This is a genomic window from Paenibacillus camerounensis (assembly GCF_000723885.1).
Taxonomy (GTDB): Bacteria; Bacillota; Bacilli; order Paenibacillales; family Paenibacillaceae; genus Paenibacillus_AQ; species Paenibacillus_AQ camerounensis.
Map to the genome: position 1 here is coordinate 44,031 of NZ_CCDG010000037.1, position 24,582 is coordinate 68,612.

Consider the following 24,582-nt stretch of genomic DNA (forward strand, 5'->3'; position numbering starts at 1 on the left):
ATTTGAACGATAATTAAGCAGAGAAGGATTCCACAAACTTTTAGGAGGATATAGCATGATTAAGAAAAAACGCTGGCTTACTTTTTTCCTGGCGCTCGTGCCGGGTCTGGGACATTTATATTTGGGATTTAAAAAGCTGGGCCTGCAATATATGCTGGGAGCCTCGGCCTGCATTATTTTCATTCCCTCGATGCCGACCGTATTTCCGTTCGCGCTGGCTGCTCTCTGGTTTTACCAGTTATTTGACGCTCTGCAAAAAGCGGCCTGGATGAAGCTGACGATCGCCGAGCATGAACGGATGATGTTCCATCCTGACAGCTTTGGGGCTCCATGGACTATGGGTATGCCTCCGGTGTCGGAATATCCGCAGGATGATGTGAATCCGGTATGGCTGGGGATCGGCTGTGTCGCTGCAGGCTTCGTGCTGCTGGTGGCTACCGCTTTTCCATGGCTCTGGCGTATTCTTACCGATATGAATATCGGATCGATCCTGTTGTCGCTGGCCCTGATCGGCTACGGCTTCAGAATGCTCAAAAAAAATTCCAAAGCATAAGAAATGGGGACTTCATCCATGGGGAGATGGAAAATCGGCAGCTTTTCGGCTGCACTAGGCTGCATAGCAGTGGGGGTACTCATTGTTCTGGCCCAATACAATGTAATTTCATATGATGCGCTCGGTTATCTGTGGCCGGCATTGCTCATTCTGTTTGGACTGGAAATGCTGATCCGGCTGTTTATCCGCTCGGACGTCAAGACCCGGGTAAGCGGCTGGGGAATCCTGCTGATTATTGTCCTCGTGCTGGCTAGCGGCGGGCAGACGGTGCTTGCCGGCGGTACGCTTGGAGGGATTTTTGGACGGACACAGCTGGTTCCGCTTAACGGAGCAATAGAGGTGCAGTCCAAGATTGAGCGCGTGAAGATTGAGCTGCCGAGCGGAAAAGTAATGATTCAAGGGACAGACGGGAACACCCTTGATTATGAAGGCAAGCTCGAGCTGCCGGGCAAGAACGAAAGTGAAGCGGCTAATGCTATGGAAAAGAAATGGAAGGTAACTGAAGATGGCGATACGCTTGTTCTGAAGCTCGATCTGGAGACGAACTGGCTGTCGAACATTCACTTCGGTGTCTATACCAAAGAGCCTTATTTGAATATCAGCCTTCCGCAGAACCTGACGGTCCAAGTGGAGACCAGTGACGGGGCGGTAGAGGCCGGTAACCTGGCAGGCGGGCTTGAGGTGGACACCAGCAACGGGACACTGGATATTCATGATATCACCGGCGGTGTAGATGCCCACACCAGCAACGGAACGATTGCTGTTCAGAATGTACAGGGCGAAATCGAGCTCTCCAGCTCAAATGGTGCAATTACATTAACCAATATTGACGGCTCTGTCTCGGCCGAGAGCAGCAACGGCAGAATCACGGTTAACTCTGCAGTTACAGGCGACTGGGAGCTGGACTCCAGTAACGGTAAAATTACAGTCAGCCTTCCGGCAGCAACGAACGCTGAGATTAAGGCGGAGACGAGCAACGGCGGATTGAAGGGCAATATTGCCTGGGACCGTGATGATGATAACCAGGGAAGAGCAGTGCTGGGTGAAGGTACCCATGAGGTATCTTTGTCTACCAGCAACGGTACCATTACTGTGGACACCGCTGAATAAAAAAAGAAGCAGCCGCCCGGACATTGTCCGGGTAAGGCTGCTTTTTTTGTTTAAACAGGGATTGTCCGGCTGGTTACCAGGCATACGCCTTCGGTGCTGCGCCGCCGGGACCCGGGAATATTTCGTCAAGCCGCTTCAGCACGCTCTCGTCCAGTACAACCTCAAGGCAGCGCAGTGCGCTTTCGAACTGCTCCAGCGTGCGCGGGCCGATGATCGGCGCGGTGACAGCCGGATTAGCCAGCAGCCAGGCAAGCGCGATATTATCCTGCGGCTCGCCCAGCTCGCGGCTAAGCTCCGCAAAAGCCTCCAGCTGGCTCTTGTGCTGTTCAATGCGTTCTGCATTGCCGCCGCTGCGGCTGCCCTCGATCTTCATGAGCGCATTGCGGCCGAGCAGCCCACCGTCGAGCGGACTCCATGGAATAACGCCAAGCCCGAGATTCTGTGCCGCAGGCAGCACCTCAAGCTCCGGCAGCCGGCAGGTCAGGCTGTATTTATGCTGCTCGGAGACCAAACCGAGAAAACCCCGGGCCTTCGCTTCTGACTGGGCAACAGCTATGTCCCAGCCGGCGAAGTTGCTGGAGCCGGTGTAGCCGATTTTGCCCTGGCTCACGGCAAGCTCAAAGGCGCCCCACAGCTCGTCCCAGGACACGTTTCGGTCTACGTGGTGCATCTGGTAGAGCTCAATGTGATCGGTCTGAAGGCGCCGAAGAGAGCCTTCCAGATGGCGGCGGATAATATAGGAGGAGAGGCCGCTCTCATCATTAGGACCGTCCAGTTTGTCGTTCATCGCACCGTATACCTTGGTCGCCAGCACAACCTTCTCGCGGCGTCCGCCGCCCAGCTTGAACCAGCGGCCGATGATCGTCTCTGTAAGTCCGGCATTTTCACCCCAGCCGTAAATATTGGCGGTATCAAAAAAATTAACGCCTGCATCCAGTGCAGCATCCATAATACGGAATGCTTCCTTCTCGTCGGTAATCGGTCCGAAGTTCATCGTACCCAGACAGAGCCGGCTTACCTTCAACCCGGATTTTCCAAGCTTACTATACTGCATTTCACGCTCACTCCTTCTATGAAATAGATCAGCGATACAAGGAAAACAACAGCATATTTATTGTATACAACCAGGTAATGAAGAGCAAACGCCAGGCACGGGGGAAATCCTATAGGTAATGCCTATCACTTTCATAGAATCTGTATCTTTGTCCTTTGGCGCATGTTATGTTACAACAATATACAGAAGAACTATGTCTGCGTACAGCAGACCATCTAAGGAGTGACGGGAATGAGCGAGGTTAAAAAAATTGCCGTAATTGCCGGGGACGGTATCGGACCTGAAGTTGTGGCTGAAGCGGAAAAAGTATTGAAAAAAGCGGAAGAAGTATTCGGCTACGCCTTCGAAACTGAGCACGCCCTGTTTGGCGGAATTGCTATTGACGAGCGGGGAACTCCGCTTCCGGAGGATACACTGGAAATCTGCCGCAGTGCAGACGCTGTATTGCTGGGGGCTGTCGGCGGACCCAAATGGGACAACAATCCGAAGGAGCTTCGTCCGGAAACAGGACTTCTCGGAATCCGCAAAGCGCTTGGCCTGTTCTCCAATCTGCGTCCGGCTAACGTATTTGACTGCCTGAAGGATGCATCTACCTTGAAGCCTGAAGTGCTTGAAGGTACAGACCTGATGGTTGTGCGTGAGCTGACCGGAGGCATCTATTTCGGAGACAAGCTGCGCCGTCAGGGGGAGCATGGAGAAGAAGCGGTTGATACCTGTGTATACAACGTGACTGAAGTTGAACGCATTGTACGTCAGGCATTTGAAATTGCCGGCAAACGCCGCAACAAGCTGGCCAGCGTCGACAAAGCGAATGTACTGGAAACTTCCCGCCTGTGGCGTGAGGTGGTTAACCGGATTGCTCCTGAATATCCGCAGGTGGAGCTTGAGCACGTGCTGGTTGATAACTGCGCAATGCAGCTGCTGCGCCGTCCGTCCAGCTTCGACGTGATTGTGACCGAGAATATGTTCGGGGATATCCTGAGTGACGAAGCAGCGATGCTGACCGGTTCAATCGGGATGCTGGCTTCTGCTTCTCTTGGTGAGGGCAGCTACGGCTTGTACGAGCCTGTGCACGGATCTGCTCCTGACATCGCCGGCCAGGGCCTGGCGAATCCGATTGCCACAATCCTGTCACTGGCTCTCATGTTCCGCATGACCTTCGGTTATGAGGAAGCAGCGGCAGCCATTGAAGCCGCTGTAGCCGAGGTGCTTGATGCCGGACACCGGACAAGCGACATCGCAGTAGATAAGAGCAAGGCAATCAGCACTACCGAAATGGGCGACCTGATTGTTGCCGCAATCCGTAAAGCGTAAACAGCCAGAACCTTCCTCCTTTGACGTAGAAAAACATAAAACTTCACAAAAAGTTGCTTATTTATAATTATTATAAAAAAGTAATGAGTGTAATATTGACTTTGATTTGGTGCGGTGATACCATTTGGTCTATAGCCAAGAGTAAGTGGCCAAGCCTTCATATCAAGTGAATTATATTGTTTTTCTTACATAATCAAAGGAGGAATAAAAGCAATGGCAGAACGTTTGGTAGGTAAACAAGCCCCGGACTTCACAATGGAAACAGTAACAGGCGACGGTAAAGATTTTGGTAAGGTCAGCTTGTCTGACTATCGCGGCAAATGGCTTGTATTCTTCTTTTACCCGCTAGACTTTACCTTTGTATGTCCGACTGAAATTACAGCACTTAGTGATGCTGCTGCTGAATTCGCGGAGCTTGATACAGAAATCCTTGGCGTGAGCATTGATTCGGTTCACAGCCACAAGGCATGGATTACAACTCCCCGCGATATGAACGGCCTGGGACCAGTGAACTTCCCGCTGGCTTCGGATATCACCAAGAAGGTTGCCAGTGATTACGGTGTTCTAATCGAAGAAGAAGGCATAGCCCTTCGCGGATTGTTCATTATCGATCCGGACGGCGAATTGAAATATGCAGTAGTTAACCACAACGATGTAGGACGCAGCGTAGAGGAAACACTCCGTGTACTGCAGGCTCTGCAATCCGGCGGACTGTGCGCAATGAACTGGAAACCGGGCGACAAGAACCTGTAAGGGATGTCCGCTCTTTGAGAGACTAATAAGACCTCCTTGCGGGAAAGGTTTCCGCCAAGGGGGTTTTTTGCAACAAAATGCCTCTAACTATCAGTAATACTGTTTAAAATTAGGCGCCGAGGTTAATATAATGGCTGTAGGAGAGGAATCTCCTGCACTATTCTGTAATACAATAATAAGAAATCAATGGAACTTACCCAAGGAGGGTGAACAAAAATGAGCTTTTGCTGTGGAGCGAGTATGGTTGGAACGAAGGGAACCCTTAAACATTATCGCACGCAAGTCCATAATGTTCCCCTGCTGTTTTGCCCGGTATGCCACCGGGTAGAGGTACATTACAAAGTCGAGAACGAGTATGAGATCCTTGCGGAATATGCTCATGGCGATGGAGTGACTGACGTTGATTTCCAGGATTATGTAATGGAAGATGAGGAAGCAATCTTCGAGAATGTTATTAATATGGAGAGTGAAGATCCGCTGGCAATCATCCGCAGCCAGATCGATATGGCGCTTGACCTCCTGGCCGTAGCCAAACAGATCGGAGACAGCAAGTGGGAGCGGGAGCTTAAGAAGCGCCTGGCGGTAATGAGCCAGCGCCGTCACCGCCTTCAGCAGAAAGCCTGACTTTTCCTAAACGTAACACAATACAGGCCGGTATCTGCCGGCGCAGAAGCCCCTGCATCAGCGGGGGCTTTTTTGGCGTTACCCCGTATATAATCTACGGGAAATGAAGATTTTCGCCGGAATATGGATTTCTTGTTAATATTTAGTATGCCTTAAGAATCATTTTAACAAGTTTTTTGCCATTCGACAGTTTCTCTGATTGCGTTGTCTTCTTCTCTTGGATATGATTGGAATATAGTTGAAACGGTTGGATAATATAATACGATTTTCGAATGTTCTGGCGGCTTCGTCATATACTCATTTACATAGTAATTTGATGTCGCTTAAGCGTCTACGCCAAATGCAGTAAAAGGGGGAACTTCGTATCGTGATAAGCCAATTTCAGGAAAGCTTGATTTTACCACGAACGTTTCAATCCGTGACAATGGACACTTCATATGAGGATGTGCTGGAGCACATTGACAGCGGAATTATGCTTTTTGATGAAGATGGAGTTTTGACTTTTGCCAATAAACAGATGTTTGACATACTGGAGCTGCCGCGGCTTGCCATCATGGGCTGCGCTATAACGCATCTCCTGGCGAATATTCAGCTTAACCGTTTCAAGAAAAAGCAGATGCTGCGCGGTTACCGGGAAATGGTGCTGAAGGGTAAGCCAAACTACGAATTTGTTGATGAATATGGCCGATATTGGCGGGTAAGTCTGCATTCCGGTGAGCCGATGAAGGGCAGCTACCTGTTTACGTTCAAGGAAATTTCCGATTATAAGCTGATCGAGCAGACTGCCTATCAGAATGATAGCCTGGCCATGCTGGGTAAATTATCTGCATCTATTGCACATGAGATCCGTAATCCGCTGACAGCAATCCGCGGATTTATTCAATTGCTGCACCCTCACCTGCACCAGCTGGGCAAGGAAGAGTACGCCAAGATTATACTGGCTGAAATCGACCGGGCCAATGACATTATTCACGAGTTTTTGACATCATCCAAACCATCCGCCCCCCAGATCGGCATGATTCCTGTAGCGGCATTACTGAAAGAGGTTGTACTGCTTACGGAGAGTGAAGCCTTGATGAATGGCTGCCAGATTAATCTCCATCCGTTCCAGGGCGATATGATTATTTCCGGCGATGCCAAACAAATGAAGCAGGTAGTGCTAAATATGATAAGAAACGCAATGGAAGCGATTGCAGAGCGTGCGGATAATTTCATAGGCAAGATTGAAGTAGGGGCTCGCAGAGAAGGTGCAGAGGTCCGTATCTTTATCTCTGATAACGGCAAGGGGATGGATATTTGCACACTTGACCGGCTGTTTAATCCGTTTTTTACTACTAAAGAGAACGGTACGGGGCTCGGATTATCCGTCAGTGAACGGATCATCAAGAATCATGGAGGCTGCATTTCGGTCAGCAGCAGAGTTAACGAAGGTACCCGGTTTGTTATTTCTTTACCTCTGATTTAATAGGAGCGCTGCAGCTGTGTTCAAAGCAGGCCATGTTATAATATAGAAATGCTAAAGAGGCTGATTCCTGTGCTTCACGATTTCAATTCGTGCAGGAAGTCAGCCTTATCTGTGTTAATGTGGGTCAGCAGGTTCAAGAACAGCTGGAGGTTATGCCATGAATATTGAATGGAGCAATTCCGTAACGCCTGCCGCTGCGGCAGGGGATGTTTTATGTATGATGATATCCGAGAACAGTCTGACAGACAGCAGCCTGGCACCCGAATGGAGGGCGGCTATTGAGCCGCTAACGAAGGCCGGGCTTTTCTCGGGCAGGCTGAATCAGATTTATATCCTTCCGGTTACAGCATTATCCCGGTACTCTATAGTCATTCTCGCAGGCAGCGGAAAGGGAGATCCCGGGATCGGGGAGGTCAGGGTGCTTGCAGCCCATATAGTCCGTGCTGCAATGCGGCTGAAGGCTGCGCTGCTTGACATTGAGATTTCCGAGCAGGTTCTGTCCAGGGAAGGGGCGGCACAGGCGCTCGCGGAAGGTCTGAAGCTCGGAAGCGAACGCAGAAAGCACTATAAGCAGGAGCAGGCATCTTATGTGAGACCGGATAAGGTAATCTTGTATCCGCAGCAGCCGGCAGACGACACACTGGACCGGGCCTGGCGCCAGGGGATACAGCGCGGCTCTGTTTTTGGGGATTCAGCCAATCTGGCCCGTGAGCTGACCAATCTTCCCGGCAATCTCCTAACTCCGTCCGGACTTGCAGCAGCAGCGGTCGAGGTGGCCGAGCGGCACGGCCTTCCTGTAGAGGTGCTGGATGAACGGGAGATTGAACAGAAGGGAATGGGCGGACTGCTTGCGGTCGGCAAAGGGAGTATTCATCCGCCGAGGATGATTGTCATCCGTTATCAGGGTACGGGGGATTGGACAGACGTTACCGGAATTATCGGCAAGGGGATTACCTTTGATACCGGCGGAATATCGCTCAAGCGGGCGCCGGGGATGGAAGATATGATCAGCGATATGGGCGGTGCAGCTGCTGTACTGGGTGTCATGGAGGCGCTTGGCAGGTTGCGGCCGCGAATTAATGTAGTCATGGTTATTCCTGCGGCAGAGAATATGCCCTCTCCAGCAGCCTTTAAGCCGGGGGATATCATCACTACGCTGAGCGGAAAAACCGTAGAGGTGCTGAATACCGATGCCGAGGGCCGGGTAGTGCTCGGTGATGGTTTGACCTATGCCAGAGAGTGGGGGGCGGAGCGTCTCATTGATGTCGCTACGCTGACAGGAGCCGTCGTGTCCATTCTCGGTGATGTTGCTACCGGAGCAGTTACGAATGATAAGCAGCTGATGCAGGATCTGCTGGCGGCATCAGACCGTTCTGGTGAGCCTGTGTGGCAGCTCCCAGTCTATCCTGAGTTCCGTGAGATGCTTAGAAGCGAGGTTGCCGACATCCGCAATGCTGCCGGCAGATTCGGAAGCGCCTCGACCGCCGGTCTTTTTATCGGTGAATTTGCTGAAGGGCTGCCCTGGGTTCACCTCGATATTGCCGGAACGGCATTTCTGTCGAAGGAGCGGGGAGTTCATTCCAAAGGTGCAACGGGTGTTATGGTCCGTACATTACTGGAGTATCTGCTGAGTCCCAGCCTGGATCAGCCTCCGGGTCCGCTTGCAAGGGAATAAGACTAACAGGCTCATACGCAAAAAGCCGCAACGCTCTTAATTAAGAGTGTTACGGCTTTTTGTGCTGCCTGCGGACTGAGTGAGCCGCCGGGGCAGCTATAACGGTTTATCCGTTCCGTTTAGACTTTACCTGGGATGTGAAGGACTGGATTCCATTCATAATTTTATCACGTGTATCTTTATTTCTGAGTAAGTAGACTGCTCCAAGCGCTGCGGTAGTAAATAACGTCTTCTTAGTATTCATGGTTATTCCTCCTTAGGTAGTGGTCTGGCTGCAGTTGCTTATAACAAACATACCCGTAACCGGGGGAGTTTAAACCTGCTGTATAAAGCTGCCAGCCTTCGTCGATAGCCCCGTTACTGAAAACAGATATGGAAGATAGCAGAAATAATCTTTACAATTTATTCTTCATTAAAGTATGATTGTACGATAATGATTGCATAGTAAGCTTATGCTGGCGGAAATACTGAAGGATATGCTGAAGGGAGAACATATTGTGAAGAATAATCAGAGTAAAATTGTCGATTGCACCATCCGGGACGGAGGTCTCGTTAACAACTGGGATTTTAGCATTGAATTTGTACAGAAGCTGTATGCCGGGCTGAATGAAGCCGGGGTTGAATATATGGAAATCGGCTATAAAAACTCCCCTAAGCTGCTTAAAGGAGCGGAAAGTGCCGGACCTTGGCGGTTCCTGAACGATGATTTTCTGCGCAAAGTCATTCCTGAGAAGGGCAATACCAAGCTGTCTGCACTCGTTGATATCGGCCGGGTCGATGAAAATGATATCCTGCCGCGCAGCGAGAGCATGCTGGATCTGATCCGTGTGGCCTGCTACAGTAAGGATGTGGACAAGGCGCTGCAATTGGTTCAGATTTTCCATGACCGGGGATACGAAACGACGATTAATATTATGGCGTTGTCCAATGTAATGGAGAATGAGCTGCTGGAAGCCTTTGATATGATCCGCGACAGCGTGGTAGACGTTGTATATATTGTGGATTCTTACGGCAGCCTGGATCACAACGATATTAAATATCTGGTCGACAAGTTCAAAACCCATCTGCCGAATAAGCGTCTGGGCGTGCATACCCATAACAATCTGCAGCTGGCCTTCTCCAATACGCTGGTTGCTTCTGAACTCGGAGTAGAGCTGCTGGATGCATCCTGCTACGGTATGGGGCGTGCGGCCGGCAACTGTCCGACTGAACTGCTGGTTACCCACCTGAAGAACACCAAATATACACTGCGTCCTGTGCTTGGTATTATTGAGCAGCTGATGATTCCGCTCCGTGAGAAGGAAGAGTGGGGGTACATCATTCCTTATATGATTACCGGTACGCTTGACGAGCATCCACGCTCGGCTATGGCGCTCCGCGCATCGGAGGATAAAGATAAGGCTGTTGATTTTTATGACAAGCTGACTACGCCTGAAGTTACCTTCGGCGATAAATAATAATCTTTAGGGCAGAAGCACTGACCTCTACGGGGGATAGGTGCTTTTTTCTTTTATATTGTAGTGGAGGAATGTAACTTTACGGGATGGATAAGCCGATATTTATAGAAGGGCTTGAATACATCATTCATACTAATTATAGATATCATTTTCAGACGCGAGGGACTTATGAGACAAGAAGAGAGAAAGACAATTCAAGCGGCGATTATAGGGGCCGTACTGTTCCTTCTGATTCAAATATTCCGTACTCCGCTCAGTCAGGTTGAGAATCAGGACGTCATGCTGGCGCTTTACCTTATAGCCGGCTGCTGCAATATAGCTTTCGGCTTTGCGATTTTTGCCCAGGGCGGGCTTTTTTTCTCCGATAAATTATCCAAAGCAAGATTGTACATCTCAGCCCTGTTTTTGGGGGTATGTACCTTTGATTTTCTACACATCTTAAGCTTTGTGGGCATTCCGGCAATATCCTCTATTATCAGCCCGGACCAGTCCCTTTGGCTGCTTACCTTCTCGCGCCTGGCCAGCGCATTCGGCATATTGTTTATTTTCAGTAAGGAAGATGAACCGGTATCCATACGCGGAAAAAAGAAAGTATTCGCGGTGTCGCTGGTTGTGATTACCCTTTCACTGCTGCTGCTTATTTTCAGTGATAGCCTTACTCAGGGATTGCAGACATACACCTGGCTGGGCACGGTCAAGCATCTGGTTGATATGGCGGTGCTGTTTATCTATCTGCTCAGTGTCGGAATGATCGTGTATCCGGGCAGAATTGAGAAATCTGCTTCACTGCTTATCATTATCCGTGCGCTGATCTTTTTTGCATTAGCCCAGGTATTCTTCATGAATCTGCTGAGTGTCGGGGAGGTGGACAATCTCTTTGGCATGATCAGCAGCGGAATAGCGTATTACCTCATGCTGACCGGGGTCTACCGGCTGACAATTGAAGAACCGTTCCATGAGAACCAGCAGGCGGAGGCAAGGATTAACTACCTGGCGTATCACGATGATCTTACAGGCCTGCCGAACCGGCGGAAGCTGATGCAGCGTGTGGAAGAAATGATTATCCAGAGTGAAAAAGAGAAAGGAAAAGGCGGTTTCTCGGCGCTGGTCATCATGAATATCAACCATTTCAAAAACATCAATGACTCGCTGGGGCATACTGCCGGCGACCGGTTGCTGCAACTGGTGTCACAGCGGATACAGAACGAGGTAAAGGGGCACGAAGAGCTGTTCAGTATGGGGGCGGATGAGTTTGCATTCCTGATGACCGGGCGTACCGGGGTGGAAGGCTGTCTGGTCCGTGCATCCGAGCTGCTGCATCTCTTTGAAACTCCGGTTCAGCTGGAATCAGGGGAATATCATATCTCGCTGAGCCTGGGGATGAGCATCTATCCCGGAGACGGAAATACAGCAGAGCAGCTGATTCAGAATGCGGATACGGCTGTACATAATGCCAAAGAACAGAATGTGGAGATCCGCCGCTATATCCCATCCATGCAGATGAAAGCCAAAGAACGCCTGAAGCTGGAAAATGATCTGCGCCGGGCACTGGAGCGTAATGAATTCTATCTCGTCTATCAGCCGCAGGTGCTGCTTGAGACTGAAGAAATTGTCGGTATGGAAGCGCTGCTGCGCTGGGAGCATCCGAAGAGGGGGATTGTATCTCCTGTGGAGTTCATCCCGATTGCCGAGGAGAGCGGGCTGATCGTACCGATCGGCGACTGGGTGCTGAGAACGGCCTGTGAGCAGAATAAAGCGTGGCAGCTGGCGGGGTACCGTCATATCTGCGTATCCATTAACCTGTCCATGCGCCAATTTCTGCAGCCGAACCTCGCCGGCAAAATAGATTTGCTGCTGCAGGAAATCGGGCTTGATCCATGCTATGTTGACCTGGAGATTACGGAGAGTATGACGCTGGACAAGGAGACAGCCTTTGACCAGCTTAACCGCTTGAAGCGGCTGGGGGTATTCATCAGCATAGATGACTTCGGCACCGGCTACAGCTCACTGCATTATCTTAAGAATATGCCGATTGACCGGCTGAAAATTGACCGTTCCTTCGTCTCCGATGTGCTGGAGGACAGCAACAATGCAGCGATTGTCTCAACCATTACATCAATGGCCCATCATTTGAAGCTGAAGGTTACGGCAGAAGGGGTGGAGAACAAGGAGCAGCTTCAGTTTTTGCGCCAGCAGCATTGCCATGAGGCCCAGGGTTACCTGTTCAGTAAGCCGATCAAAGCGGACGAATTCGAAGCGATTTTCCTGAAACCTCTGCTCATCGTGCCAACGTAAGCCCGGATACATTACCAAAGGGTTGCATTTTATTCAAAGGAATGTTACAATATTCTTTGTCTTCACCATATTCTCGCGGGTGTAGTTCAATGGTAGAACTTTAGCCTTCCAAGCTAATAGCGTGGGTTCGATTCCCATCACCCGCTCCAATATTAATACTTACAACCTTTGCGATGCAAAGGTTTTTTTGCGTCTACTATCAGAAATTCACCAAGTAAAGCCTGATATAGGCCGGATTTATCTGTGAACCCAGTCAATACACAGCCTGCAGGCATATTCTAAGCTGTACCCAATTGCAAAGGAGGAAAAGATCCATGAGCGAGAACGTTGCAGGTTATGGCGGAGGCTTCGGCGGAATGACATCTACAGCGGCTATTCTGGTCCTGTTTATTCTGCTGGTTATCATCTCCAAGGCTTTTGTACTGTAGTCCCGTAATATAATAAGCCAGGGTTTCCGCGCAGTTAGCGGAGACCCTGGCTTTATTTGTTAACTGAGCGGTATGGCTGGCCCGAGTTAGACCGTCTTCAGGAACTCAACAATGGTCAGCAGGCCCTTATCAAAGTTCTCCAGATTGAAATGCTCGTCCGGAGCGTGCAGGTTCTCGTCATCCAGGCCAAAGCCCATCAGCACAACCGGTGCCTTCAGAATGCGGGAGAAGCTCTCCATAATCGGGATCGACCCGCCGTCTTTGGTGAAGAGGGCGCGTGTGCCGTATACTTTACCGAAGGCGTCTGCAGCAGTCTGCAGGATCGGATCAGAAGGATCGATGTTGAAGGCGCGTGCTTTTTCCATCTGCTTCACCTTTACGTTAGCGCCCTTCTGGATGTTGGCTTTCAGATGAGCTTCCACGGCATCAAGGATATGCTGCGGGTCCTGGTCGCCGACGAGACGGCAGGTGATTTTGGCATGGGCTTCCTTAGGAATGACAGTCTTGCTGCCTTCACCCTGGAATCCGCCGTAGACGCCGTTAAGCTCAAGAGTCGGACGGGCGCCGACCCGCTCAACGAAGCTGTAGCCGTCTTCCCCGTACAACTGTTCAAGACCGAGGGATTCTCTAATCTTCTCTTCGTTCACGCCCTGCTTGGCGAATTCCTCACGCAGAGCGGCAGTCAGCTCAGGAACGCCCTGGTAGAAGCCTTCTACGGCTACTCGGCCCTGATTATCATGCAGAGAGCTGAGCAGGGAGACGAGGGCATGCAGCGCATTGGGTACTCCGCCGCCATACGAGCCGGAGTGCAGGTCAGTGGAAGCAGTATGAACACTTACCTCCATGGAGCAAAGGCCGCGCAGTCCGGTGCAGATGGCCGGGCGTCCGCGTTCCAGCAGCGCAGTATCGGAGACCAGCACGGCGTCTGCCGCCAGCTTGTCCTGATTGGCTTCCAGGAATGGGGGCAGATTCACGCTGCCGATTTCTTCTTCACCCTCGATGCAGAGCTTGATGTTGACAGGAAGAGTACCCTCCTGTTTGAGAATAGCTTCGATGGCCTTGATGTGCATAAACACCTGGCCCTTGTCGTCGGTCGCTCCGCGTGCATACAGCTTGCCGTCGCGGATCTCCGGCTCAAATGGAGGGGTTGTCCAGAGATTCAGCGGATCAACAGGCTGTACATCGTAGTGGCCGTATACGAGAATGGTAGGCTTGCCGGGAGCATGCAGATAATCGGCATAGACTACAGGATGGCCTGCTGTAGGATGGATCTCGATGTTTTCAAGTCCGGCGCGTTTCAGGGTTTCAGTCAGCCAGCGGGCGGCGGATTGAACATCTTCCTTGTGTACAGAGAGGGCAGAAATACTTGGAATAGACAGCCATTCCTTCAGTTCGGCCAGTTGGGCTTCACGCTCAGACTGGAAATATTGTTCATAGGACATAAGTGGTATGTACCTCCTTAAGAGTATCGCTGCGCAAAATCGTCTAGTTCAGCTCTAAACCTCAACCCGGGCCGTTAATTGACCGCTGGCTGGTTTGGCAGTGTAATGCCTTCATTATACTGGAGAACCTTCTGTCAATCAAAGCGGTTTACTGTTATTGATTACGTCCGGTAACCGTGCTAGACTTAACTGACTTATGAGGAGACGGGAGCGGAATAACAGTGCCAGTGAATATGGAGCCAGGTAAGGAGCAAGAAGCCGCAGGGAATCAGCAGGGAACAGATCCTGCTTATATTTATACATATGCGTGCTCAGGGGACGAGCTGGATTTATGCGGAATGGAGCTGCGGTGCCTGTTCGGTAAGGACATCCCTCAGGGGATTTTCGGGAGCGGAATCAAGGTGGAGCCCAGCCGCAGCCCGTTTATCAAGGAAATGATTGAGGTCATGTACGCAGGGGACAGCCTGCCGGAGATTTATAATCAGACTGAACAGGTTGAGCTTAACGGCAAGACATTCAAGGTTATTTTTGTGAAAACCAACGATCTGCCGCCTGAGCAAAAAATAGAATACAATGAACGCAGAGTGATTGAACGTGAAATCGGCCTGCGGATTGAAGGAGAGGCAGATGTCAACCGTCCGGAGCTGGTATACGGCATTGTGACTCTGGGAGGCCGCTGGTATTTTGGAGCCTATCACAAAAATAATGCGACCTGGTTCCGCCAGATCAAGAAGCCTCGCAGCTATTCCATAGCCCTCAGTACACGTGTAGCCCGCGCAGCAGTCAATATGGCTGTACCGCATCCGGAAGGTATCCGGGCAATCGATCCCTGCTGCGGCATCGGAACTGTAATGATTGAAGCGTTGTCCATGGGCATCGATATCGTCGGCCGGGACATTAATCCGTTCATCGCACAGGGGGCGCGGACCAATATTGCCCACTTTGGCTTCGATGCTCCGGTTACACTGGGCGATATCGCTGACATTACAGAGCATTATGATGCGGCGATTGTGGATATGCCCTATAACCTGTACTCCAGCATCACACCCGAGGAGCAGTTTGACATTCTTGTCAATGCCCGCAGAATTGCCGGGCGGGTAGTTATTGTAGCCATTGAGGCGATGGACGAGATGATCTCGGAAGCCGGATTTGAGATTATCGACCGCTGTGTTGCCCGCAAGGGGGCTTTTTCCCGGCATCTGATGCTGTGTGTGTAAAGTTAATCTGGCTTATCCTATCCTTTGAATGGAGGTACCGTTATGGAACAGAAGTGGTTAACATGGGCCAAGGAGATTCAAGCTATTGCCCAGACCGGGCTTACATATGCCAAGGATGTCTATGATATTGAACGTTATCAGGCGCTGCGTGAGCTGAGTGTAGACATTCTTGCGGATTATACCTATGAGAGCAAGGAGAAGATCCGGCTCGCCTTTGCCGGAGAGGATGGATACTGTACACCAAAGGTTGATATCCGCGGTGTTGTTTTTCAGGATAACAAGATTTTGCTGGTACGCGAGAAGCTGGACGGTAACTGGGCGCTCCCCGGAGGCTGGGGGGATATCGGGCTGTCGCCGAGTGAAGTGGCAGTTAAGGAAATTGCCGAAGAGTCGGGTTATCAGGCGGAGGCCGTTCGTCTGCTGGCGGTGCTGGACAAAAAATTCCATAATCATCCGCCGGAGCCGTATCATGTCTATAAATTTTTTGTTCTATGCCGGATTACGGGCGGGGAAGCGGCGGGAGGCGTGGAGACGTTCGGGGCAGGCTTCTTTGCTGAGGATGAGCTGCCTGAGCTGTCGCAGGAACGGAACACCGCAGATCAGATCAGAACAATGTTCGAATTCCTAAAAAATCCCGAAAAGCCGGTTATATTAGACTAATTCTGCGCATATAATGTAGTGCAGGGCTTTTATAAGTTTTATTAGACAAAAATTGGTTAATTACTATTATGAAAGCAGTTACAAAGTAAGCCGCTGAGCCTTTGTATCTAAAAATTAGTTGCGGAAATTCTACCTTTTTAGGCCAGGCGGTCTACATTTTTTCCTCTACTGTGACGATAAGATATTTTAGGAGGGGATCGCAATGGAACAAGAAGAGTTAAGACTTCCGCTAAAACAGGATACTGCGGCACGTCCTGCCGAGGGCAATATCGCTGCCGGACTGGTATGGGGCGTTCTGATCAGCATTCCCTTATGGATCTCGGTAATCGGCTGGATCATGGGGATATGGCGGTAAGTATTACTTTAAATAATAGGCACTCCAAATAAACTTAGTAGACTTATACGAATGAAGGCTGCCTCTTAGAAGAAGGAGCGGCCTTTTTGAATTGCATGGACAGGCTGATATTTAGGATGAAGGAGATTGGTTATGAATAACATATTGCTGGAATCGCATAGTATCTTTGGAACTCCGGATATTATAGGAACGTCCGCTTATTATGAACAAAAGCTGGGATTCCGGGCAGTATCCTATTTGGATACACAGGAACACCATATCTGCCTGTACCGGGATTCCACTGAGATTATTCTAACGGATTCCGGCGGACGTCCGGTTATCCCTAACCGGGAGCTGTACGGTTACGGATATGATGCTTACTTCATTACCCGGAATCAGGACGCGCTCCAGGATGCGCTCGAGGCTGCAGGCGTAAAGTTCATCCGCAAATTAACCGATACGGATTACGGTAACCGTGACTTTGTGATAGAGGACATTGATGGACGGTGGATTGCATTCGGTATTAAGCAGTCCTGAGTACATACGTATCATGAATAAAAGAGGCTGCGCCCCTGATGAAGGAGCGCAGCCTCTTTGGTTGCTGTCTAGGGGAGCGGCTTCACATGCACCACCCGGAAGTTCTCACATACGACCGGCATTGCAGGGTCAAAGGACATTCCATAACGCTTGAATTCTCTTGTGAAAAAAGCTTCGTGCTCATAGCGCCATGATTCAAGTGTTCGGTCATCCTCTCCCTCGGTATATGCAAACTCTGCGGTAACCTCATTGAAGGGAACGGTCTCGACCCGGGTAGTCTCAATAATGGCCCGCGGACTGCCCTCCCCGTCCAGCAGGATAGAATACCCTCCGATAAAAGGCAGGCTTAAGCCCTGCTGTTCATACACCAGCTTATTAGAGGCGGTCCCGGTTTTGATTCCCTCCAGTACCAGACCGAGCAGTTCATCCGCCAGCCGCGGGCTGTCGCCGAAGGCCCAGGCGCTGTCATAGTGATCTGCGGCTTCAGGGTGCTCCTCTACATAAGCTTTCCAATACGCTGAAATTGCTGTGTTCTGTGTCATTGTTCTCACCTTTCTGCTTCGTTCATCCAGGCTGTGTAGAGCTCATCCAGCTCCGTCTGCGCTGAGTCACGGCTAAGCTGAAGCTCTGCCAGCTTCACTGCATCGCTGGCGATGGCGGGAGCCAGCATCGCGGCATCGATCCGGCGGAGCTGTTCCTCGGCAGCAGCAATATCCTGCTCCCATGCTGCAGCAGAGCGCTGTTTCCGGGGAATGGCTGCCGGAGCTGTAGCCTTGGGTTGGGTACTCTTGCCGCCAGGGGAATTTCTATTATCCGCAGGTGTGCCGGAAGCAGCACGCTCTGCCTGTTTTTCCTTGTAATACTCATAGTTTCCGTTGAAGGCGTGAAAGCGGCCGCCTTCGATGGACCAGAGCTTGCCGAAGCAGCGGTTGATGAAGTAGCGGTCATGGGATACCGCCAGCACGGTACCCGCGAATTCCTCCAGCGCCTCTTCCAGCGCCTCCCGCGAGTCGATGTCCAGGTGGTTGGTCGGCTCATCAAGGATGAGCAGATTCGGACGGCGGTGCATCAGCACCGCGAAGCGCAGCCGCGTCCATTCCCCGCCCGACAAATTGGCGACGGTCTTGAAGACATCGCTGCCGTAGAAGAGGAAGCGGGCGAGCTGTCCGCGGGCTTCCCCTTCCTCCATACCTGCTTCTTCGCGGAAATAGCGCAGTACAGAGAGCTTGCCGTCCTCAGGCACCGCTTCCTGGGCCAGGTACCCTACGGCCGCCCGGGAGCCCAGTGTGCAGCTTCCGCTATCCGGCGTCTCCTGGCCGAGAATCATCCGCAGCAGCGTACTCTTGCCGGCACCGTTGCCGCCGATCAATGCAGCCGTTTCGCCGTATCTCAGAATGTCACTGGCGCCGGAGAAGAGGGTGCGGCTGCCGTAGCTTTTGCTGATCCGGTCGAGGATGACAGCCTGATTGCCGGTCCGGTCCTCCTGTTGCAGCTGCAGATCCATTGCCTTGCGTTCCAGAATCGGACGCTTAATCTTGACCATCCGGTCCAGCGCCTTCTGCATGGAGGCAGCCCGGCGGTGGAAGGAGGGGTTAGGCGGATTGGAGCGGTTGCCCCATTCAATCAGCCTTTTGATACTTTCCTGCATCTGCTTGATCTTTTTCTGCTGCTCCTGGTAATCGGCGAACTGCTGAAGCAGCCGGGCTTCCTTCTCTACCTGATAGCCGCTGTAATTGGTGTGATAGGTGATGGCTTCGCCATCTTCAATTTCGACGACCTTTTTGACTACGGCATCGAGGAAATAGCGATCATGTGAAATTGCCAGCACGGTGCCTTCATAGGCGAGAAGATATTGCTCCAGCCATTCGATAGCCTCCATATCCAGATGGTTGGTCGGCTCATCGAGCAGCAGCACATCGGGACGGCGCAGCAACAGCTCCGCCAGGCCGACCTTGGTTTTCTCACCGCCGGAGAGGGAGGCGAACCCGCGCTCATATTGGGAGACAGCGATGCCGAGCCCTGCTGCGACCCGCTGGATCGAAGCGTCGATTTCATATCCGCCGGCTGCTTCGAATTTCTCCTGCAGGCTGCCGTATTCCTTAAGCAGCCTGTTCCAGGCCGGCCCGTCGTTTGCGGCGTCAGAGGATGACATCTGCTGCTCCAGCTCCCGCAGGCGGCTCTGCCAGGACAGAGGCTCAGCGAAGCTGCGCTGGAGCACGGCATATACCGTTTCTTCGGTTCCGGCCTCCTGAATTTGGGCAAGCAGGCCGGTCACGCTGCCCCGGCGGATGGAGATCTGCCCCTGATCCGGGCGTTCTTCGCCGCTCAGCAGGCGGAACAGGGTTGTTTTTCCACAGCCGTTGCGGCCGATCAGGCCGATCTTTTCGCCTTCGCGGATATCAAAGGTGATGTCCTTCAGGACGAGCTGGGCACCGTGGTATTTCTGGACATTTTGGCATGAGATAATCATAGGTATTCTCCTTTATATAATGCCTGCAGCAGCCGCTCCCCCGGATAGAGGACTGAAAATGGACGCAAAAAGACCGCGAGGAAATTTCCCCGCGGCCTTAACATTCTCCGGTAGTACAGCTTATCCGTTGAAGTGTGGCTGGAAAGGCATTTCACAATTGTGTAGTGTTATTAAATTCTTGTAAATGGACAGACTTCTCCCGTTGTCGGCATTTACATGAACGATGCCAGCCATAGCGATAGGCAGCCGGCTAATAACACTGTTGGTCCAATTGCGATCCATTCCTCCACACCTCCTCTTTTAACAAATTTAAAGTTAGTTTAACCAATATCGGCAGAAGATGCAAGCAAAAAAAAGCGGAGCGCCCGCAGCATATAATTTTGAATGCACAAGTAGGATGTAAAAGGGCAGGGAGCCTGCCTGGTATTCTGAACGGGAAAGAAGGAGAGAATATGGCGATTTTTAACGGGCTTCTGGGGCATGCGACCCAGGTAGAGCTTGCTGATGTACAACGTGAGTATGACCGGATTCTGGCTCCGGGGGAGAAGATCGAACGGGCGTATAAGCTGATCAGGGACATGTTTATTTTTACGGATAAGCGGCTGATTCTCGTTGATAAACAGGGGGTAACCGGCAAAAAGACACAATACCATTCCATTCCCTACAAAAGCATCACCCATTATTATGTGGAGACGGCCGGGCACTTTGATCTGGATGCGGAGCTGTGCCTGTATGTGTCCGGAAGCGCATTGCCGCTTAAAAAGACGTTTAATAAATCGGTCAACATATATGAGGTGCAGGCGGTATTATCGCAGTATATTCTGAAATGAACTGGCTGTTACTGCAGCGGCAGGCTACACGGTATAAGGGAGCAGGAATGCCCCGTAGGCAAAAGCGGCCACGATCACCAGCGCAGGGTGGAGCTTAAGCCATTGTATGGCGGCAAAAGCAAGGGCGGCGATGATCAGCGTCTGCCAGAATCCGATGGCTTCCGCCGGACCCTGGGCCATTGTAATAGTCAGCACAGTCATCATAACGGCAATAACCGGCTGTACAAGCAGCGTCATGCCTTTAACGGCAGGCGACTGCTTGTATTTATGCATGGCCTGAAGCAGGATGATCAGCGCAGCGGCCGAAGGGAGGACGGTAGCGGTCAGCGCCAAGGCGGCTCCAGCCCAGCCAAAGACTCCGTAGCCGACATAAGCGGCAATTTTGGTAGCGATCGGCCCGGGCAGGGCATTGCCCAGCGCCAGCATATTGGAGAACTGCTCATCGGTAAGCCAACCGTAATGCGGGACAATTTCCTGGTACATCAGCGGGATGGAGGAGGGGCCGCCGCCGTAGCCCAGCAGATTAGCCATAAAAAATCCATATATCAGCTCAAGCCATTCCATCTAGGCAGTCCCCCCTTTGTTATTCTTCTTCGCAAGTAGCCGGTAATGAACCGTCCCATAGCCCAGAAAAAGCACAATCACGATGGCCGGATGAAGCTGCAGCACCTCCAGCAGCACCAGCGCCAGCAGCAGAAAACCAGCCCCGATCCACTTCCCCAGCCCTTTGAATGCCTTTTGGGCAAATTCGTAAGCCATCATCCCGAGCATGACCGCGATAACAGGTGAAACAGCAGCAATCATGTTCGCTACCGTCCTGGAGCCGCTTAGATGATTGACGGCGGAGAGCAGGGCGATCATAGCAATACCGCTGGGCAAAATGTGGGCCAGAACGGAGAGCAGCGCTCCCCGGACTCCCTTCCGTTTATAGCCGAGATAGGCGGCCATCTTGGTGGCGATCGGGCCCGGCAGGGCGTTGGCGATGGCCAGCGTCTCCCCGAATTCGTCATCGCTCATCCAGGCATAGCGGGTTACGGCGTCGTGGCGGATGAGCGGGATTACAGAAGGACCTCCGCCATAACCGAGTATCCCTGTTCTGCACATGGCAACGGCGATCTGTACATATTCATTGTTGGCCAGTTTCACAAGACCCCTCCTAATAAAATGGTATGTATGAAGAGATTAAGCGATGAGGTGCAGCGGTCTGCGGTGTTCTGAACATTCTATCCTAACCGGCAGAGAGCCACTACCGAACAAACCGGATTTCGCTGAATGTTTGTGCACCGTATACAAAAAGTGGCCGTTCCGGTTTGAGTTTGCCCTTAATGCATTGACAGGGGAATTTGCTGTGCGGTTAAATGACGGTAACTTTAAACGAGAATGTTGAGGGGGATGGCACATGACGACACAGCCGGTGACCGGTACAAAAACAATGGTGGTCAGCCCCCATTACCTGGCTTCTGCCGCAGGTGCAGAAGTATTGTACAAGGGGGGGAATGCCTTTGATGCGGCGGTAGCGGTCAGCGCTGCGCTTGCCGTGGTCTACCCGCATATGACGGGGCTGGGCGGCGATGCTTTTTGGCTTACGTACAGCGCGGGCGAAGGGCGCGTACGGGCCTATAACGGCAGCGGACGGTCCGGCCACGGCGTCCGCCGGGACCTGTATGCCGGGGAGACGGAGATTCCCCGGCGCGGGGTCCGCAGCGCCATTACGGTACCCGGAATGGCGGACAGCTGGGCAGCCGTACAGGGAGAGTACGGCCGCCTGCCCTTTGCGGAGGTGCTGGAGCCGGCCATCGGCTACGCATCCGCAGGGTTTCCGCTGTCGCCGGACCAGCACGGCGGCAGCGTTCTTGCCGGAGCCGCGCTGAGCCGTGAAGCGGCGGCGGTGTACTTGCCCGGCGGGAGGCCTCCGGCCGCCGGGTCCGGGTTTGTGCAGCCGCAGCTGGCCCGGACGCTGCGTGCCCTGGCGTCGGGCGGCCGCGACGCCTTCTATAAGGGAGGGATCGCGCAGGATATAAGCGATTATATGCTTGCTGCGGGCGGGTATCTTACCCGTGAGGATTTTGCCGGCCATTACGGGGAGTGGACGGAGCCCGTATCCACAGAGTATCACGGATACAGTGTCTATCAGGCGCCGCCGAACTCGCAGGGCTTTGCGGCACTGATGGCGCTCAATATACTGGAGCGCTTCGATTTCAGCAGCATTGAGCACGGCTCCTATGAGTACTACCATCTGCTGGCCGAAGCGCTGAAGCTGAGCTTCCGTGACCGGGATCAGGTGCTGACAGATCCGGCATTCTCTCCGGCTCCCCTGGACCGGCTGCTCGATAAAGGATATGCACAGCAGCTGGCATCTACCATCTCCCTGCACCGTGCGGCGGCAATCGGCAGTGAGCCGGTTGGCCGTGATACCGCTTATGCTGCGGTCATTGACGGGGACGGCAATGCGGTGTCGTTCATCCAAAGCCTTTATTTTGAATTCGGCTCAGGGATTGTAGCTGGAGATACGGGAATTCTGCTGCAGAACCGCGGCTCCTTCTTCTCATTGGACCCGAAGCATATCAACACGCTGGAGCCGCATAAGCGCACCTTCCATACCCTTATGCCGGCAATGGCATGCCAGGGCGGCAAGCCTGCTTACCTGTACGGGACGCAGGGCGGGGAAGGGCAGCCCCAGACGCAGACGCTGCTGCTGACCCGGATGCTGCATTACGGAATGAATCCGCAGGAGGCGGTAGCTGCTCCGAGATTTGTGTGGGGCAGAACCTGGGGAGAACCGACCCAGGAGCTGAGGGTGGAGCAGCGGGCGGGGCGTCAGGTGCTTGATAAGCTGGCCGGCGCAGGACATCTGGTACGTGAAGCGGCAGCATATGACGGCATCATGGGTCATGCCCATGCCATTGCGGTAGACAGCTCCGGACTGCGCAGCGGCGGAACGGATCCGCGCTGTGACGGAGCGGCTATCGGATGGTAGGAGGAAGGAGTGAGGACAGTGATTCATAATAATGACTATGGTGCATTTATCGCCCCGGAGCTGGAAGCCTCCGGCTCGCAGCAGGGTGAATTAAGAGGACTCCGCTTTGCCGTAAAGGATGTGTTTGCTGTAGCCGGCCACCGGTCTTCCGCCGGGAATCCGGCATGGCTGCGCAGCCATGCACCTGCAGAGGCGCATGCGGCGGCTGTCAGAAGCCTGCTGGATGCCGGTGCAGCACTGCATGGAGCGGCGCATACCGATGAGCTGATGTACAGCCTGGGCGGGGAGAATGCTCATTACGGCACGCCGGTGAATCCGCGGGGAGCCGGGCGGGTTCCCGGCGGTTCATCCAGCGGGTCAGCGGTGGCGGTAGCCTCCGGCGCCGTTGACTTTGCGCTCGGAACGGATACCGGCGGCTCGATCCGTGTCCCTTCCGCATACTGCGGCGTGTATGGTTTCCGTCCGACACATGGAGCCGTAGCGATGGACGGCGTTATTCCGCTGGCACCGGGATTTGATACGGCAGGCTGGATTACGGACAGTCCGGAGCTGCTGCAGCGTGTGGGGAAGGTGTTGATTGGCGGAGGCGGGACAATGAAGCAGAGTGCAGCTGCGGGTGATACTGAATACCGTGCAGGAGAAGAGGCAGTAATCCGAATGTCTGTACCCGGCCGAATCCCCGGCCTGGAACGGACCCCGTCCAGAATGGTCAGGCTGTACATCCCGGCGGACTGCTGGGCGCTGGCTGAGCCGGAAAGTGCCGTCTTCCTGAAGCAGGGGCTAACACGGCTGCAGGCTGCCGCGGATGAGACTGTAGAAAACGTAGTCTCTGCAGAAGGCCTGAAAAGCTGGATGGATGTGTTCAGAGAGCTGCAGGCTGCTGAAATCTGGGCCGCCCATGGCGCGTGGATAAGGCAGGAGCAGCCGGTCTTTGGTCCGGATATCGCTGCACGCTTCACCTGGGCGGCAAGCATTGCCGGGCAGGACCATAGCCTGGCAGCCGCCCGGCGGCGGGACATTGCTGAACGGCTGCAGGAGCTTCTCGGGGAGGACCGCTGCCTGGTCATCCCGACTGTGCCCGGACCGGCCCCGCTGCGCGGTGCTAGTCTGCAGCAGCTGGAACGCAACCGCAGCGGGGCTATGATGCTAAGCTGCATTGCGGGTCTGGCGGGCCTGCCGCAGGTAACGCTGCCGGTTGAAGGTCCGGCCGGCCTGCCGCTCGGGCTGTCCGTTATCGGCGGCAGCGGAGAGGATCTCCGCCTGCTCTCATGGGTTAATGAAATATGGACTTAGTACGAAGAGGGCGGGCTGTTGAAGCTTTCCGCCAGACAGGCAGCTATGCTGGCGCTGAATATGGCATAAGAAGGGATCGAAGCCGAAAGTTACC

Annotated in this window: 23 protein-coding genes and 1 tRNA gene; 18 read left to right on the forward strand and 6 right to left on the reverse strand. The window is 52.8% G+C overall.

The annotated features are described in order from the left end of the window. The first annotated feature begins 55 nt into the window (after window positions 1–55). Window positions 56–553 carry a hypothetical protein gene (locus BN3772_RS13985; protein ID WP_039870633.1) on the forward strand — a complete coding sequence of 166 codons (498 nt, stop codon included), beginning with the start codon at window positions 56–58 and terminating at the stop codon, window positions 551–553. 18 nt (window positions 554–571) lie between these two features. Continuing rightward, window positions 572–1,663 (forward strand): DUF4097 family beta strand repeat-containing protein, encoded by a 1,092-nt coding sequence (locus BN3772_RS13990; protein WP_042200139.1) that lies wholly within the window; start codon window positions 572–574, stop codon window positions 1,661–1,663. A 73-nt stretch (window positions 1,664–1,736) separates the two neighbouring features. Here BN3772_RS13990 and BN3772_RS13995 read toward each other — a convergent pair whose 3' ends face one another. Continuing rightward, window positions 1,737–2,717, reverse strand: coding sequence for an aldo/keto reductase (locus BN3772_RS13995; RefSeq protein WP_042200141.1), 981 nt, complete (start codon window positions 2,715–2,717; stop codon window positions 1,737–1,739). Between the two features lie 231 nt (window positions 2,718–2,948). On the opposite strand from BN3772_RS13995, the gene leuB reads away from it, so the two are divergent. From leuB to BN3772_RS31040, 9 genes are all read left to right on the forward strand, one after another. Beyond that, window positions 2,949–4,031 (forward strand): 3-isopropylmalate dehydrogenase, encoded by a 1,083-nt coding sequence (leuB, locus tag BN3772_RS14000; protein WP_042173804.1) that lies wholly within the window; start codon window positions 2,949–2,951, stop codon window positions 4,029–4,031. A 213-nt stretch (window positions 4,032–4,244) separates the two neighbouring features. Then, on the forward strand, window positions 4,245–4,784 hold the full coding sequence (locus tag BN3772_RS14005) for a peroxiredoxin (RefSeq protein WP_042173806.1): 540 nt from the start codon (window positions 4,245–4,247) through the stop codon (window positions 4,782–4,784). 216 nt (window positions 4,785–5,000) lie between these two features. After that, window positions 5,001–5,408 (forward strand): hypothetical protein, encoded by a 408-nt coding sequence (locus BN3772_RS14010; RefSeq protein WP_039870638.1) that lies wholly within the window; start codon window positions 5,001–5,003, stop codon window positions 5,406–5,408. Between the two features lie 367 nt (window positions 5,409–5,775). Further along, complete coding sequence (locus BN3772_RS14015; protein ID WP_042200143.1) at window positions 5,776–6,873, forward strand: ATP-binding protein; 1,098 nt, start codon at window positions 5,776–5,778, stop codon at window positions 6,871–6,873. 157 nt (window positions 6,874–7,030) lie between these two features. Continuing rightward, window positions 7,031–8,548 carry a leucyl aminopeptidase gene (locus BN3772_RS14020; RefSeq protein ID WP_042200145.1) on the forward strand — a complete coding sequence of 506 codons (1,518 nt, stop codon included), beginning with the start codon at window positions 7,031–7,033 and terminating at the stop codon, window positions 8,546–8,548. A 497-nt stretch (window positions 8,549–9,045) separates the two neighbouring features. Beyond that, window positions 9,046–10,005 (forward strand): aldolase catalytic domain-containing protein, encoded by a 960-nt coding sequence (locus BN3772_RS14025; RefSeq protein ID WP_209443651.1) that lies wholly within the window; start codon window positions 9,046–9,048, stop codon window positions 10,003–10,005. A gap of 168 nt (window positions 10,006–10,173) precedes the next feature. Continuing rightward, window positions 10,174–12,300, forward strand: coding sequence for a putative bifunctional diguanylate cyclase/phosphodiesterase (locus tag BN3772_RS14030; protein ID WP_042200146.1), 2,127 nt, complete (start codon window positions 10,174–10,176; stop codon window positions 12,298–12,300). 75 nt (window positions 12,301–12,375) lie between these two features. Then, window positions 12,376–12,449: transfer RNA gene (locus BN3772_RS14035), tRNA-Gly, on the forward strand. Window positions 12,450–12,614: 165 nt separating this feature from the next. After that, entirely contained in the window at window positions 12,615–12,728 is a 114-nt protein-coding gene (locus BN3772_RS31040; RefSeq protein WP_209443652.1) for a YjcZ family sporulation protein, read from the forward strand. Window positions 12,729–12,814: 86 nt separating this feature from the next. Here BN3772_RS31040 and BN3772_RS14040 read toward each other — a convergent pair whose 3' ends face one another. Beyond that, complete coding sequence (locus BN3772_RS14040; RefSeq protein WP_042200148.1) at window positions 12,815–14,170, reverse strand: dipeptidase; 1,356 nt, start codon at window positions 14,168–14,170, stop codon at window positions 12,815–12,817. Between the two features lie 233 nt (window positions 14,171–14,403). On the opposite strand from BN3772_RS14040, the gene BN3772_RS14045 reads away from it, so the two are divergent. The 4 genes from BN3772_RS14045 (at window position 14,404) to BN3772_RS14055 (ending at window position 16,918) form a co-directional block, all read left to right on the forward strand. Beyond that, the gene (locus BN3772_RS14045; RefSeq protein ID WP_042200149.1) at window positions 14,404–15,387 is read left to right on the forward strand and encodes a TRM11 family SAM-dependent methyltransferase; all 984 of its coding nucleotides are present in this window, start codon (window positions 14,404–14,406) and stop codon (window positions 15,385–15,387) included. A gap of 42 nt (window positions 15,388–15,429) precedes the next feature. After that, the gene (locus BN3772_RS14050) at window positions 15,430–16,047 is read left to right on the forward strand and encodes an NUDIX hydrolase (RefSeq protein WP_042200151.1); all 618 of its coding nucleotides are present in this window, start codon (window positions 15,430–15,432) and stop codon (window positions 16,045–16,047) included. 202 nt (window positions 16,048–16,249) lie between these two features. Next, window positions 16,250–16,402, forward strand: a complete 153-nt coding sequence (locus BN3772_RS30915) for a hypothetical protein (protein WP_167336671.1) — start codon at window positions 16,250–16,252, stop codon at window positions 16,400–16,402. A gap of 132 nt (window positions 16,403–16,534) precedes the next feature. Continuing rightward, window positions 16,535–16,918, forward strand: coding sequence for a VOC family protein (locus tag BN3772_RS14055; protein ID WP_042200152.1), 384 nt, complete (start codon window positions 16,535–16,537; stop codon window positions 16,916–16,918). Between the two features lie 68 nt (window positions 16,919–16,986). On the opposite strand, the gene BN3772_RS14060 is transcribed toward BN3772_RS14055, so the two are convergent. Further along, window positions 16,987–17,460: an ASCH domain-containing protein gene (locus BN3772_RS14060; RefSeq protein ID WP_042200153.1), complete on the reverse strand. Its 474-nt coding sequence runs from the start codon at window positions 17,458–17,460 to the stop codon at window positions 16,987–16,989. 5 nt (window positions 17,461–17,465) lie between these two features. Then, window positions 17,466–19,388 carry a ribosomal protection-like ABC-F family protein gene (abc-f, locus tag BN3772_RS14065; protein WP_042200154.1) on the reverse strand — a complete coding sequence of 641 codons (1,923 nt, stop codon included), beginning with the start codon at window positions 19,386–19,388 and terminating at the stop codon, window positions 17,466–17,468. 452 nt (window positions 19,389–19,840) lie between these two features. On the opposite strand from abc-f, the gene BN3772_RS14070 reads away from it, so the two are divergent. Then, the gene (locus BN3772_RS14070) at window positions 19,841–20,218 is read left to right on the forward strand and encodes a PH domain-containing protein (protein ID WP_042200155.1); all 378 of its coding nucleotides are present in this window, start codon (window positions 19,841–19,843) and stop codon (window positions 20,216–20,218) included. A gap of 24 nt (window positions 20,219–20,242) precedes the next feature. On the opposite strand, the gene chrA is transcribed toward BN3772_RS14070, so the two are convergent. Together chrA and chrB are read right to left on the reverse strand one after the other, a co-directional pair. Beyond that, on the reverse strand, window positions 20,243–20,782 hold the full coding sequence (gene chrA, locus BN3772_RS14075) for a chromate efflux transporter ChrA (RefSeq protein WP_042200156.1): 540 nt from the start codon (window positions 20,780–20,782) through the stop codon (window positions 20,243–20,245). Next, entirely contained in the window at window positions 20,783–21,364 is a 582-nt protein-coding gene (chrB, locus tag BN3772_RS14080) for a chromate efflux transporter ChrB (RefSeq protein WP_042200157.1), read from the reverse strand. 253 nt (window positions 21,365–21,617) lie between these two features. On the opposite strand from chrB, the gene ggt reads away from it, so the two are divergent. Both ggt and BN3772_RS14090 read left to right on the forward strand, forming a co-directional pair. Beyond that, entirely contained in the window at window positions 21,618–23,195 is a 1,578-nt protein-coding gene (gene ggt, locus BN3772_RS14085) for a gamma-glutamyltransferase (RefSeq protein ID WP_042200158.1), read from the forward strand. A gap of 18 nt (window positions 23,196–23,213) precedes the next feature. Further along, window positions 23,214–24,488 carry an amidase family protein gene (locus tag BN3772_RS14090; RefSeq protein WP_042200159.1) on the forward strand — a complete coding sequence of 425 codons (1,275 nt, stop codon included), beginning with the start codon at window positions 23,214–23,216 and terminating at the stop codon, window positions 24,486–24,488. Window positions 24,489–24,582 lie beyond the last annotated feature (94 nt).